Source organism: Chloroflexota bacterium (assembly GCA_020850535.1).
Lineage (GTDB): Bacteria > Chloroflexota > UBA6077 > UBA6077 > JACCZL01 > JADZEM01.
On sequence record JADZEM010000084.1, the window covers coordinates 1 to 12,573 of the forward strand.

Below are 12,573 nucleotides of genomic sequence, written 5' to 3' on the forward strand. Positions count from 1 at the left end.
CGCGACGGCCGTCGGGAACGGCCGGCACTGGTGCGACTGGAGCGTCGCGCAGCGACTGCAGGATCGTAGGCGGGGCTTTCAAGCCCCGACGCGGCGGCACGACGACATCAACATGCAATCGCCCTGCTGTGACGACGACGCTGATTGACAGCACGCGACGCGCTCTCGATACTGAGGGGCATGCGATGGGGCGGCGCAGTGGCGTGAGCGGGTTTCGGACGCTTCAGGACTGGCAGCGGCTCGACGCGGCGCTGGCGGTGACGGTGGTCACGGCGCTGGCTGTGTGGTGGCTGGCCTACCCAGCCCTGCCGAGCGGCGGGGTGGTGGCTGCCGGCGATGCTACGTTCGTCGCCACGAACGCCCAGCTTCAGCAGGGCGTCTACATCGTGCTCCCGAACGTCACGCAGAAGCCGTCCGGCGTCTCGACCATCCCGTTCGGGCCGTTCATGACCGATCCGCCAACGCGCACCGAGCTGGCCCCCGGCGAGGTCAGCAGCGTTCGACTGGCGCTCCAACCCGGGCAGGCGGCCGCCGTTGGCGAGCAGTTGGCGGCCGTCGCGCTGGTGGGCGAGGCGAACCGCAAGCTGACCGCTCGCGTGGCGGATGCGCCCGGGCTGCCCATCGCCGTCGTCCTGGCGGGCATCTGGTTCGGCTGGCTGGTGAGCTGGGCGCAGGGGCGATGGCGGCCGGCCCAGGACGAGCGCGCTCGCTGCCTGCTGGCGCTGGAGAACCTGCACGACGACGAGCCGAGGACCGGTGACATCGACACCGACGGCGCTGCTGACTTCACCATCGGGGCGCTCGCCGACCGGGTGATCGGCGTGGGGGCGTCGGCCGCCCCCGAGAGCGCCCTGGCCGCCATCGGCGACGGCGACCTCGCAGCCGCCCGCGAGCGACGCACCGCCGCGGAGACGCTCTACCGCACGTTCGAGGCGCTCTGCCACGATGCGCGGGAGCTGTACGCCACGCACCGCCGGCTCTTTCCGACCGTCGAGACGGATGCGCCACTGGTTGCCCAGTTGACCGAGGCGCTCCTGAAGCGGGACGGCAAGCCGCTGGTGTTCGACGACGAGCAGAGCCTCGCGGACACCCAGGAGCAGGTGCAACTGCTGACGGCGTTGTACGACGTGTACGGGCGCGTCGAGCGGCGGCAGCAAGAGGCAGTGCTGCTCCTGGGGGCGCTCCAGCAGGCCGCTGCCGGGTGGGCAGACCAGGAGGACATCGAGAAGCTGGCCGCTGCGGAGTACCTGCTCTCGACCGTAGACGCCGATCTCGCCGCCGCGACGCGCACGGCGGATGTCTCGGCCTGGAAGGTCGAGGAGCGGCTGGAAGGCGTGGTGACCTCGCTCCGAACGGTGCGGGCGAAGTATCCCACGGGCGTCTACGTGTCGTCCTCGTCGTCCCCGCCGCCGCCGCTGCTGCCTGCCACCGTGCGGCACGCCGACCTGCTCGCGCCGCGCGTCAACATCCAGAGTGCTTCCGAGACGGCGGCCTCGCTGCGGGAGCAGATCGACTCGCTGGACTGGTCGCTCACAATGCTGGGGGTCGTGCTGGCCGCTGTCACCGCTATCTCGTATCTGTACGTGGGCAAGCCGTTCGGCACGCCGTTCGACTATGCACTGGCGTTCTTCTGGGGACTCGGGGTAGACCAGAGCCTCAAGGGGCTGGCGGCGATCCTCGGGAAGCTCGGCGTCAGCTCGGCGCTGACGACGAAATGAGCGTCGCACATGGGGTTTCCGCCAGGGTCGGCCGTCCATGCCGCTGAGTGAGCGGGCGCGCGAGATCCGCGATGCGCTGGCCGAGCGCGCGCTGACGCCTCCCGACGAGCTTGAGCACCTGACGACGCGGCGTGCGCGGGAGCGCTTCTCGCGGCGGTGGGGTCTCGCGCCGGACGAGTGGCTCGGGCCGCTGCTGCCGGCGCTCGGCGGCTCCGTCGAGGCCCTGTTGGGATCGTGGCGGCTGTACCTGCCACGCATCGCATCCGACCCGGCCCTGCGCGACGCGGTTGAGGCGCTGACGGCGGCCCACCGGACCGAGCCGTGGGTGGGCGTGCCGGCCATCACCGGCGTCGGGATCGGCCTGACGGCGGGCGGCGGCCCGGATGACTTCGACCTGGTGGTGTTCGGGACGCACCCGGCCCCGCTGGCCCTGTTGCCGCAGACCTTCGAGGGCGTGCGGGTGCGGCGACGTCTTGGCGGTGCGTTCGTGGCGGCGCAGCGTCCGCCTGTGACGGGTGGCGTCTCGATTGGGCATGCGGCCAACGTGACCGAGGGCGGGACGCTCGGCTGTCGCGTGACGGATGCCCAGGGGCGCGCCTACGTGCTGACGGCCGGGCACGTGCTGGCGAACGGCGGCCGGGCGGCAGTGGGCGATGGCGTCGTGCAGCCGGCCCGTTGCGAGGGCGGACGGAGCCCGGCGGACCTCGTCGCCACGCTGGACCGGCTGTGCTCCCCGAGCACCGGCGGCACGGGCCACCTGGTGGACGCCGCCCGCGCGCTCCTCGACGCCGATCATCAGGGGCGGGTGCTGCCCGGGGTCACGCAGATCGGCGTGCTGGCCGGCCCGCGCGACACGTCAGCCGACCCGTACGGCTACCGCGAGGCCGTCCGCAAGTACGGGCAGCGCTCGGCGTTGACGAGTGGCGTGGTCAGCGTGATCGGGCTGCGGGCGTCGGTGCGGCAGCCCTCGGGCCACGTGGCCGGCTTCGAGGATCAGGTGCTCGTTGTCGGCACACGGCGGCGGCGCTTTGCCGACCAGGGTGACTCGGGCGCGGTGGTGGTGGACGGCCGGCAGCGGGTCGTCGGCCTGCTCCACGCCGTGGACATCACGCAGCCGTCAGCGGTTGTGACGCCCATCGAGCACGTCATCCGCGCGCTCGACGTTATACTCTGAGCGAGGACGCTTGCGGGTGCGTGAGATGGCAGCCGAGGACATGCGGCGTGTCGCCCAGGTGAAGGAGCGCATCGCCGACGAGGTGATGCAGATCCCGGGCGTGGTCGGCATCGGCGTCGGCTGGACGCCTGCGCGCGAGCCGTGCCTGGTGATCCTGACGCCCCCGCGCGAGCCTGCCACGGCGAAGCGCGTCCGCCGCCAGCTGCGAGCGGTTGACCTGGACAACGTGCCGTTCGTGATGCGAGCGGCCGGCCCGTTCCAGGCCGTCTGACCGTCTGACGGCCCGCACCCAGGGTGACCCCTCACCCCCAACCCCTCTCCCTCAAGGGGAGAGGGGAGATAGGCGCCGTCTCGGCCGTCTCCCCCTCTCCCGCGCACAGGGACGTCGGCGACACGGAGAGGCGGCGCAGCCGAGATGATGTCGGCGGAGCCGATGTTCGCGCCCAGCATGGGCCGTCGTTCGTGGAAGCCGATGTTCGCGCCGCGCAGCGGAGGGGGCTGGGGGGTGGGGGCCTTCCCGCCCCCGGAGGTGACTGCTCCCGTCAGCTCTTGAAGTAGTACGTCGAGGGGTGGGTTGCGCCCGGGTGCCGTGACGCGCGCACCTGCGACAGCCGCTCCGGCACGTTCCCCATGTTGTTCCGCACCAGCCGCACGCCGAGGTTGGCGGCTGCCAGCCCGACCGTGCCGATGCCCCACTGCTCGTCGATCATGATGCGCCAGATCTCCTTGCAGGCCTCGTCCCGCTTCTCGCGGGGCAGGCTGCCCAGCGAGCGGTAGAGATCGAACACCTTGAGGATCTGGGGATCCTTCGGCTCCTTGCCCTGCTTGCCGGCCGAGGCGTACCACAGGCCGAATGCGGGGCCGAGGCCGGAGGAGCGCTGGCCGGGGATCACGGCGTCCGGCTGGATCGGGAGTGAGCCGGCGGTGCTGGCGTCGCGGACCGAGATGATCAGCTCGTTGTTCTCGGTCTGCCGCTCCATCAGCGTCCGCTCGACCTCCTTGACGTCGCCCTGAATGCCGATCTTCCGCCAGTGCTGGGCGATCATCTCGCAGACGGCGGTCTGATCCATCCAGGCCGCCTGGATGGTCGTCATCTCGATGCGGAGGCGGCCCTTGCCGTCGGTCCGCAGCCGGAAGCCCTCGCCGTCCTTCTTGTCCAACCCGATCTTGTCGAGCAGCTCATTCGCCTGCTTGATGTCGAGGGTGGACCATTTGGTGCGCCACTCGGGACCGGGGTTGTGGGGGTGCGACTCGTCCACCACGGACGAGCCGGGCGTGCCCGTCCCGAGCCAGAACGCCTCGTTGAGCTGCTCGCGGTCGATGCCCATCGCCAGCGCCCGCCGGAAGTCCCGGTTGGTCGTCCACTTGGCGATCTCGGGATCGGCGTCGTAGCTCTGGTTCACGTACAGCTGGACTTCGGCGCCGTAGTCGCCGGGGTCCAGCCGCATGGTGTAGTTCCCCTTCTGGGAGTTCTCCAGGTAGACGGGCAGCATGCCGAGCATCTCGTGCCGCCCCTGGATGTCGTACTCGCCGGCGATGGCGCGGAGGTTGAGGACGTCCAGCTTCTCGGCCAGCGTCATCTGGATCTTGTCGATGTAGGGCAGCTGGTTGCCGTCGGGGTCGGTCTGCCAGAAGAAGGGGTTGCGCTCCAGGGACCAGAGCGGCGTGTTGATCGGCGAGACCGTCTTCCAGGGGGTGAGGACCGGCAGCTCGGGGTTGAGGCTCCAGTCGTTCTTGAACTTGACGAGGCTGACCCAGTTGTCGAAGTTGGCGGCCTTGGCCGCGGCCGCTGCCTTCTCGTCGCCCACGTACTTTGGCATGTACTGCTTGAGGTAGTGGGCCGGGGCCATCGCGCCCATCAGGGTGATCCCCCCCGAGGCGTGGCCGTTGCCCATCGGCGTGTTGCCGGAGATATGGTCCTCGAAAAGGTAGTACGGCTCCGGGAACTTGAAGGCGACGGTCAGATCGTCGATCTTCTCGATGGTGCCGGTCTTGCCGTTGATCGACATGCCGATGGTCGGAACGGGCACGAGATCCTTGTTCTGATAGATATCCTCGAACCAGAACTGGATGTCGTTGGCGGTGAACGGCTGGCCGTCAGACCACTTCGTGCCCTTGCGGAGCTTCACGACGAACGTCTTGCCGCCGTCCTGAAACTCCCAGGACTTCGCGAGGCTGGCGACCGGCTTGTTGCCGGTGTAGTCCACGAACAGCAGCTTGTCGGTGGAGACGATCCGGCTGCCGTTCTCCTTGTCGCCGACCCCGGTGAACCCACGACGCCAGGTGCCGCCGTACTTGCCGACCTCGTGGAGCGGCTTGATGATGAGCGGCTCCTCGGGGAGGCGCTGCTCGACAGGCGGGAGCTTGCCGGCCTTGACCAGCTCGGCCAGCATCGGCGCCTCGGCCAGCTTCGCCGGGCGCGGGGCCTCCGCCATGACGGTCGGCCCTTCGAGCTTACCGATGAGGTGGCGGCCGATCTTCTCGCCGCCAGCGGCAGCCGGCTTCGCATCGGGCTTGGCCGCGGCAGCCGGCTGTGCGGCCGGCTGGGCGGCGGGCTTTGCCGCCTCGGCGGGCTTGGCCGCGGCGGCCGGTGCGGCCGTTGGGGCGGCGGCCGGTGCCGCTGGAGCCTGGGTCGCAGCTGGTTTGGGAGCGTCGGCGGGCTTGGGCGCCTCGGCCGGCTTCGTGGCCGGAGCTTGCGGCGCACACGCCGCGAGCAGGCTGACCCCGCCCACAGCGAACGCGCTCAGACGCAGAAACGCACGCCTGTTCAACCCATGCATCATTGCCATGATGGCCTCCCTGGGCTGTGACCGCGCCGCCGGAGGGGAGGGCCGTGGTGCGAAGCGCTTTCTAGGTGGAGATGCGCGCTCATCTTCCGTGGCGGCGCCGCCACGTCCATCAGGGAGCATGAGGCACGGGCAGCACGAAATGCAATACCCGCGTGGGCTATCTCTCGGCATCTGGTGGCAGCGCCCGCGCGGTATCGCAGGCGGGAGGAGGCGCGGCAGCCTTGAGCCAGCCGCCTTGCCTCTCCCCTTGTCGTGATCTACGCTGTCGGACCAGTGGATGTTCGGACGGCGGCCGTTGGCGCGGCCATGGCCAGCCTGATCCCGAACGCGCGCCTCGAAGTGGTGGCTGGAGTGGGTCACACGCCGATGCTGGAAGACCAGGCCGCGTGGCGCCGGCTCTTCCACGCATGCTTGTCTGAGCCCGCGTAGGGGACAGACGCAGGCGGGGGGCAGTCGCCGCCTGACGGCTGCTCCGGCACGTGCCGCGCGTGCTGCTGTGTGCCCTGCAGCGCCCTACACCTGCATTCTGGGGTCGAGCGCGTCGCGCAGCCCATCGCCCAGCAGGTTGAATCCAAGCACAGCCAGGATGATCGCCAGCCCTGGGAACACCACGGGCCATGGCGACAGCTCGACGAGCCGCTGTCCCGTGTTAACCATGGTGCCCCAGGACGGATCGGGCGGCTGCGTGCCCAGGCCCAGGAAGCTCAAGGACGCTTCGGCGAGGATCGCCAGCGAGAGGCTGAGGCTGGTCTGGACGATCAGCGGGGCCGTCACGTTGGGAAGGATGTGGCGCAGCACGATCCGTGTGTCGTTCGCCCCCGACACGACAGCCGCCTGCACGAAATCTCGCTCCTTGACCGAGAGCGTGGCGCCGCGCGTCAGGCGAGCGTACTGTGGCATGTAGACGATGCCGATGGCGAGCATCGTGTTCGTGAGGCTCGGTCCCAGCATGCCGACGATCCCCAGTGCCAGCAGGATCGTCGGAAACGCGAACACGACGTCGAGCACGCGGTTGATCGTGTCGTCCACGATGCCGCCCTTGTACCCGGCGACGAGGCCGAGGCTGACCCCGAAGGCCAGGGCGATGGTGACCGAGATCCCGCCCACGTACAGCGAGATGCGCGCGCCCCAGATAACGCGGCTCAGAATGTCGCGGCCAAATTCGTCGGTCCCGAGCAGATGCTGCGCGCCCGGCGGTTGCAGCAGCAGGGACGGGTTCATCTGGAGCGGGTCTTCTGGCGAGAGATACGGCGCGAACATCGCGGCGAAGGCCACCACGGCCAGGATGGCAGCGCCCATCAGCGCCAGACGGTTACGCACGAGCCGGCGGAGCTGGTCACCTCGCGGGCTGCGGGGCCGGGCGCGCTCGCCGACGACCACCCGCACAGAAGAGCTACCCACGCGTGCATCAGCCATAGTGGATCTTCGGGTCCAGGTAAGCGTAGATGATGTCGACGGCGAGGTTCACCAGCACGAAACTGGTGGCAACGAACAGCACGCCTGCCTGCACCACCGGGTAGTCGCGCTGCGTGATACCGTTCAGAATCAGCGTTCCGACGCCCGGCAGCGAGAAGATCTGCTCGACGACGATGGCGCCTCCCAGGAGATAGCCGACCTGGACGCCAGCGACCGTGACGACCGGGATCAGCGCGTTGCGGAGTGCATGGCGGTACATGACCGCTCGTTCGGCAAGCCCCTTCGCACGGGCCGTCGTGACGTATTCCTGTCGCAGCACTTCGAGCATGCTCGACCGGGTCATACGCATCAAGATCGCCATGTTGGCGGCGCCCAGCGCGAGCGCCGGCAAGAGCACGGACCGAAAGCTCCCCAGCAGATCCTGACCTGGATAGACGTACCCTGAGGTTGGCAGGACGCCCCGTAGTGTCGTTGAGAAGAGCAGGATAAGCATGGTGGCGAGCCAGAAGTTCGGGATCGACAGCCCGAGCAGGCCGACGAGGCGTACGAGCGTGTCGGCGTGGCTGTACCGTTGGACGGCAGACAGCACGCCGAGCGGGATGGCCAGAGCCAGCGACACGACCATCGCGGATGCCGCCAATTGCAGTGTCACGGGAAATCTGACCAGGATGTCGGGCAGGATCGGACGGCTGGTCCGGATCGAGCGTCCCAGGTCCCCCGTTACGATGCCGCCGACCCACTCCAGGTATTGCTCGTGGTACGGGCGGTCCAGGCCGAGTACCCGCCGGATCTGCGCCAGGCGCTCCGGGCTTGCGGCTCCTTCGGTGCCCAGAATGACGTCAACCACGTCGCCCGGAATCAGGCGCAGCATCAGGAACACGGCCACGGAAAGCCCGAACAGGACTGGCACGACCTGGAGCACTCGGCGAACGACGTATCGCGTCATCCGGCGCCCCTGGCGGCTCCGATGCCGCACGCCGAGGCCGCGCGCTGGCGCCCGGCCTCAGGCGTACGCGGTCTGTCGATCACTTGTCGACCCAGGTTTCCTTCAGGGCGAGCCGATAGCCGCTCGCCATCGGTGTGTAACCTTTGACGTGCTGGCGGGCTGGTTCGTAGTTCTTGATGACGAAGAGATAGAGATACGGAAGCTCCGTCGCGAAGAGCCGCTGGATCTCGGCGTAGGTCTTCTTCCGCTCCTCGACGTTGAAGGTGCCGCGGCCCTTCTCGATCAGCGTATCCATCTGTGGATTGCTGTATCGACCCCAGTTCTGGCTGAACTTGCTGTGGGCGACGCCGAGGTAGGTGTCTGGGTCTGGGCGGTTTGTGTTGAAGGTGAGGTTCAGGTCGAAGTTGCGGTCACGCTGAGCCTGGAGGACGGCCGCCCACTCCAGTTGCTGAATCTGGAGATCGATGCCGACCTTCTTGAGCTGTGCCTGGAGCACCTGCGCTGTCGGGATGTCCGTCGCGTAGGCAGGCGCCGCCTGAATGCTGATCTTCATGCCTTCGGCGCCAGCTTCCTTGAGCAGTTGCCGCGCCTTGTCTGGGTTGTACTGGTAGGTGGGGAAGTTCTCGGCGTTGACCGGGATGGCCCATTCCGCTTCGCCCGGCGGGAGTGGGCCGGTCGGGACGCCATCCCCCAGCAGGACCGTGTTGATCAACTCTTGTCGGTCGATGCCGTAGCTGATGGCCTGACGCACCCGGACATCGTCGAGCGGCTTGCGCTCGGTGTTGAACGGGCTGGCAGAGCGCCAGAAGCTCGGGACGTCGTTCAGGTTGATCGCCTTGTCGTCCTTGAGCAGGCGGGCGTTCTTCGGATCCTTGAGCACCGTCATGTCGACTTCACCCGTGCGGATCGCTGCCAACCGGGCCGTCTCGTCGGTGATGAAACGGAACTCGATGCGGTCGAGGATCGGGAACCCCTTCTCCCAATAGTCGCCGTTCTTTTCGAGCACGACCCGAACATCTGGCGTGTACTCGACCAGCTTGAACGGGCCGCTCCCGCCAACCGCGTTCTTGAGATCGCCCTGCTTTTCGACGACCTCGCGGTCCACGATGGCGGTGGGCCGCCGGTCGGCAAACACGCTCAGGAGCGGAGCGTATGGCGTCTCGTTGCTCAGGCGCACGGTGTACTTATCGACAACATCGGCCTTGATGCCCGGGCCGAGATAGGAGATGAGTGGTGCGGCAACCTTTGGATCGAGGATGCGGTCCACCGTGTACTTCACGTCCTCGGCGGTGATTTCGCGGCCGCTGTGAAACTTCACGCCTTGCCGGAGCTTGAACTCAACCGTCTTGTCGTCGGTGTTCCGCCAGGACTCGGCGAGGTCGGGCTTCGCGGCGTTGGTCTTGTAGTCGAGCGTTGCCAGACTCGAGTACAGGTGCTCGTAGATCGCAACGGATGAGAACGCGGTCACCGCGTGCGGGTCGAGCCCGACGGGGTTGACGTCGGCGGCGATCACCAGCGTCCCACCGCGCTTGACGGTGGCCGGCGCGGCGGCGGCGGCCGTCGGAGCGGCGGCGGCCGTCGGAGCGGGCGCTTGAGCCGCGGGCTTGGGAGCATCGGTGGGCTTGGCGGCGGCAGCAGGTGCGGCCGCCGCGGTGGTGGGCTGGGCCGCGGCGGGCGCGGACGTCGGCGCACTCGCTGCCGGAGCGGTCGTGGCGGCCGGCTTCTGCTCGGTGCGCGGTGGCGTTGGCGTACAGGCCGCCAGTCCCAGCGCCACGCTGCCGAGCGCCATCAGCCGCAGCGCTGCTCGCCGGGTGAGCCGCGGGGAAGCGGCTGGCATCTCCTGATCGCGGCGCGCGGAATCGTGAGCCATCTACCCAGTCCTCTCCTGAAACCCGGGCTCGCGGTGCATGCCTGGCGAGCCGGCCGCACGACGTATCCACTTGCTCACATGTGCTGCTGTCGAGCCAGCGACGGCGGGGGCGCCACACCTCTCACGTGTTGACGACGTGCTTGCTGGGATGCGTGTCCTGGCCTGGCGTCGCCAACCTTCCAGGGGTGGCCACAAGACAGCTTCCCCTCTGCCCTGCGCGCCTGCGGCCGGCACGAACCAGATCCAGGCGTCTCAGCACGCCGGTGTGGGCAGAGCGTAGCCTGCCCGCGATACGTTGTCAACATCCAACTGTCGGCAGCCCCGGCACGGTCACGTCGAGGTTCTGGCGCGTCTCGATCTGCCTGCGTTCTGCCGCACGTCGCCAACAGGTTGATCGTGGACCTGGCTGTTCCGCATATTCCTGTTCTGCGGTCATGCACTCGACGACTTTCCCCGCGATCTTGCTCTGGCCATTGGCCTGCAAGCCTCGCACAACTCTCTGGCAGTAGCTGACGGTGCGTCGCTTCTACCGCATTGCGCGAGACAATCCACCAACTGCCTGGGACTTCACCTCAAACGAAGTGAAAGGTCGCCAGCCACGGCGTCCACTCTTGCCATCGCAACGGCGACTGTGGCGCGGGCTGTCTCACTTTGACACGCTTGATGCCGCCCGTGCGGCGGCTTTGAACACGCCTGCCCTCGGCAAATACGTGGTGGAGGTCGATATCCCTGATGATGCTGACGTGGAGATCGAGCAGACTGGCCGTCCCGGTCACTTCACGATCTGGGCATCGCCAGTCCAGTTACTTCGATGTCTCGGGCGAGTCGTGCCGGTGGCGGAGTAGACTTTGCCTATGAGTTACGAGCTCTGGGACACCGACACGGGCAATCTCGTCGAGGCCTTTCAGGATAGACAGTCGGCGCTTCTCGCAGCGCGCGAGTTGATTGTGCTCAACGCTGATGTGTACCCGGAGATGCTCACGCTGCTCGTCGTTGACAGTCGAGGGGCGATCTCGACTGTGGCATCGGGCAACGCGCTGGGTACGCTTGCAGCGACAGCCGCTCCTACTGGTGACCGACTCTCACGTTGACGCCCCCGGCCGTCGGCGTTCACGAACTCCACCTCGAAGGCTGCGTCGCGGCCATGAACGAGGACGACGGTCCCCACATCGCCTGCGATCAGGCCATGCGACGGCACACCCTGCGCCAGGGCAACCAGTCGAGTTCCCACGGTGGGGTCTGACTCATAGCACTTTCCTCAGGCTGGATATGCTGTCACAGAGTATGGTGGAGGTCGCCCTCTTGCTCAGCATGTGGCAACTGTACGATGGTCAGGTGCCGTCAGGCGGTCGGCGGGAGTGGCACCGTCACGTCGAGGTTCTGGCGCGTCTCGATCTGCCACGCGGCCACCTGCTGGCAGGTCGCCCACCAGACGTTCGGCTCGGCCTTGATCGCGCGGATCAGTTGCTCAAGCCCGGCCATGCGCCCGGCCCGCCCGCTGATCCACGGGTGCATCGTGAGCACGAATGCGCCGTTCTCCTGATACATCCCTCGGAACTCCTGTTCCCAGAGGCGGATCACCCGGTCCGGCTCGGCGATGCCGTTGGTGCTGCCGTAGACGTGGCGGTAGAACGGCGCGTCGTCCAGCAGCCACTGCACGGGAACCTCGGCCAGCTCGCCGTGGGGCGTCCCGACGAAGTAGGGGATGTCGTCGCCCATCAGGCTGCTGTCGTAGACGAAGCCGTGCTCCTTGAGGATGCCCGGCGTTCGCAGGTTGAGGCTCCAGGATGGCGAGCGGTACCCAACGGGCTTGATCCCCAGATACCTCCGGTAGATGTCGAGCTGTTCCTGCATCGCCCGGCGCTCGGCGGCCTCGTCCAGGGTGCTCAGCGTCTCGTGGACGTTGCCGTGGCAGGCCAGCTCGTGGCCGGCGGCATGGATCGCCTCGACGGCCTTCGTGTGGTGCTCGATGGTGAAGCCCGGCACGAAGAATGTTGCCGGCAGGCCGTACTTCTCCAGGAGCCGCAGGATACGGTACACGCCTGTCCGCACCCCGAAGCGCCGCTCCTCCATCTCGTCAAGCTGCGTAGCCGCCTCGTTCGGAAAGCGGTAGATGAACCCAGACTCGGCGTCCACGTCGAACGAGAGCACCACCGCGCACTGCGCGCCATTCGGCCAGCGATACCGCATCGGCTCAACCTCCACCAGACGTGTGGAACGTCATGGAACGGTAGTGCCACGATAAGGTATCTGCCAGTCAACGCGGTACCGGTTCGACTGCAGACGCTGTCGGTGACCGGTGCAGCACCGGGCGGCGACGACGTCTCCGTCTGGCTCACGGGGGAATGCGCCAGCGCCCGATCTGCCACGGCTTGAGCCGGTTTCCTCAAGAGTCGGGCCGACTGTCTTCTGCAAGACAGGCTGAACAATCGCCAGTTCGATCGACGTACTCGCGCGCAGGAGGATCCACCGTTGGAAGCCACCGGCCGGCTCGCCTGCTCGGCGGCGAGCCCCAGGGCGATTGCATGTTCGCTGGTGTCCCCGAAGCATCATGGAACGGGCGGTCGGGGACTGAAGTCCCCGCCTACCGTCATTCAGTCGCTGCGCGACGGCCGTCGGGAACGGCCGGCACTGGTGCGACTGGAGCGTCGCGCAGCGAC

The 12,573-nt window shown here is 67.8% G+C and carries 10 protein-coding genes; 4 read left to right on the top strand and 6 right to left on the bottom strand.

The genetic code is table 11. The features are described 5' to 3' along the window. The first annotated feature begins 203 nt into the window (after nt 1–203). From IT306_12305 to IT306_12315, 3 genes are read left to right on the top strand one after another with little or no spacing between them, the layout of a single operon-like run. Nucleotides 204–1,718, top strand: coding sequence for a hypothetical protein (locus tag IT306_12305; GenBank protein MCC7369201.1), 1,515 nt, complete (start codon nt 204–206; stop codon nt 1,716–1,718). A 37-nt stretch (nt 1,719–1,755) separates the two neighbouring features. Then, on the top strand, nt 1,756–2,892 hold the full coding sequence (locus IT306_12310; protein MCC7369202.1) for a hypothetical protein: 1,137 nt from the start codon (nt 1,756–1,758) through the stop codon (nt 2,890–2,892). A 16-nt stretch (nt 2,893–2,908) separates the two neighbouring features. Continuing rightward, nucleotides 2,909–3,163 (top strand): hypothetical protein, encoded by a 255-nt coding sequence (locus IT306_12315; GenBank protein ID MCC7369203.1) that lies wholly within the window; start codon nt 2,909–2,911, stop codon nt 3,161–3,163. Between the two features lie 271 nt (nt 3,164–3,434). Here the strand turns inward: IT306_12315 and IT306_12320 are convergent, their stop codons facing one another. The 4 genes from IT306_12320 to IT306_12335 form a co-directional block, all read right to left on the bottom strand. Continuing rightward, nucleotides 3,435–5,681, bottom strand: coding sequence for an ABC transporter substrate-binding protein (locus tag IT306_12320; GenBank protein MCC7369204.1), 2,247 nt, complete (start codon nt 5,679–5,681; stop codon nt 3,435–3,437). A 513-nt stretch (nt 5,682–6,194) separates the two neighbouring features. Next, nucleotides 6,195–7,097 carry an ABC transporter permease gene (locus IT306_12325; GenBank protein ID MCC7369205.1) on the bottom strand — a complete coding sequence of 301 codons (903 nt, stop codon included), beginning with the start codon at nt 7,095–7,097 and terminating at the stop codon, nt 6,195–6,197. Continuing rightward, complete coding sequence (locus IT306_12330) at nt 7,090–8,043, bottom strand: ABC transporter permease (GenBank protein MCC7369206.1); 954 nt, start codon at nt 8,041–8,043, stop codon at nt 7,090–7,092. The genes IT306_12325 and IT306_12330 overlap by 8 nt, the downstream gene beginning before the upstream one ends. 79 nt (nt 8,044–8,122) lie before the next feature. Then, nucleotides 8,123–9,913, bottom strand: a complete 1,791-nt coding sequence (locus IT306_12335; GenBank protein MCC7369207.1) for an ABC transporter substrate-binding protein — start codon at nt 9,911–9,913, stop codon at nt 8,123–8,125. Between the two features lie 515 nt (nt 9,914–10,428). On the opposite strand from IT306_12335, the gene IT306_12340 reads away from it, so the two are divergent. Further along, complete coding sequence (locus IT306_12340) at nt 10,429–10,758, top strand: hypothetical protein (protein ID MCC7369208.1); 330 nt, start codon at nt 10,429–10,431, stop codon at nt 10,756–10,758. A gap of 59 nt (nt 10,759–10,817) precedes the next feature. Here the strand turns inward: IT306_12340 and IT306_12345 are convergent, their stop codons facing one another. Together IT306_12345 and IT306_12350 are read right to left on the bottom strand one after the other, a co-directional pair. Continuing rightward, nucleotides 10,818–11,144, bottom strand: coding sequence for a DUF4926 domain-containing protein (locus IT306_12345; GenBank protein ID MCC7369209.1), 327 nt, complete (start codon nt 11,142–11,144; stop codon nt 10,818–10,820). 110 nt (nt 11,145–11,254) lie between these two features. After that, a complete protein-coding gene (locus IT306_12350; GenBank protein ID MCC7369210.1) occupies nt 11,255–12,103 on the bottom strand; it encodes a polysaccharide deacetylase in 849 nt (282 codons plus the stop codon). Nucleotides 12,104–12,573 lie beyond the last annotated feature (470 nt).